Origin of the sequence: Vibrio sp. Vb0888 (assembly GCF_033338835.1) — a bacterium.
Taxonomy (GTDB): Bacteria; Pseudomonadota; Gammaproteobacteria; order Enterobacterales; family Vibrionaceae; genus Vibrio; species Vibrio alginolyticus.
Genome location: NZ_JAWOTL010000367.1, coordinates 1 through 1001 on the forward strand (window position 1 = coordinate 1; position 1001 = coordinate 1001).

Annotated in this window: 1 protein-coding gene; it reads left to right on the forward strand. The window is 47.5% G+C overall.

Features of this window, described 5'->3' with window-relative positions; all coding sequences use genetic code 11:
• Positions 1–21: 21 nt before the first annotated feature.
• A partial coding sequence (locus tag R7P72_RS26315) for a UDP-N-acetylmuramoyl-L-alanyl-D-glutamate--2,6-diaminopimelate ligase (RefSeq protein WP_318111225.1) occupies positions 22–1001 on the forward strand: 980 nt, incomplete at its 3' end.

Consider the following 1001-nt stretch of genomic DNA (forward strand, 5'->3'; position numbering starts at 1 on the left):
GCCAAAGCTCGGAGAACAAATATGACTAAAGCCATCAGTATGGACGTGCTGCTTTCCCCTTGGGTGGATTGCCCTAGTTTGGCGTCCGTTCTCGTTTCAGAACTAGAACTTGATAGTCGCAAAGTTCAACCAGGTACAACTTTTGTCGCTCTTGTCGGCCATGTGGTAGATGGACGTAAGTTCATTGCCTCTGCGATTGAAAAAGGCGCCAATGCAGTGATTGCCCAGGCTTGTGATGTGAAAGCGCATGGCACAATCGACATCATCGATGATATTCCGGTGGTTTATCTCGATGCGCTTGATAAATGTTTATCTGAAATTGCCGGCCAGTTGTACACCTATCCTGATATGAAGTTGATTGGTGTGACAGGTACAAACGGTAAAACTACCATCACCCAGCTTATCGCGCAGTGGATTGGATTAGTTGGCTCAAAAGCAGCAGTGATGGGCACCACAGGTAATGGTTTCTTAGATGATTTAAAAGAAGCGGCGAACACCACAGGAAACGCAGTGGAAATCCAGCATACGCTGGCTTCTTTGGCCGAACAACAAGCGCAATATACGGCGTTAGAAGTGTCTTCTCATGGCTTGATCCAAGGCCGCGTTAAATCCCTTTCCTTTGCTGCTGGCGTATTTACCAACTTGAGCCGAGACCATCTTGATTATCACGGTACGATGGAAGAGTACGCCAATGCCAAACTAACGCTGTTTACCCAGCATCAATGTGATCAAGCAATCATCAATGTTGATGACGAAGTTGGCGCTGCGTGGGCGAAACAACTGACGAATGCGATTGCCGTTTCTCTTGCTCCTACAACTGAGTTTGAACACGCGCTGTGGGCGAGCCAAGTGGCTTATGCTGAATCCGGTATTACGATTCGTTTTGATGGTCAGTTTGGCGAAGGTACGCTGCATGCGCCGTTGATTGGTGAATTCAACGCAGCCAACTTAATGCTGGCATTTGCGACCTTATTGAGCCTTGGTTTTGATAAGAGCGATTT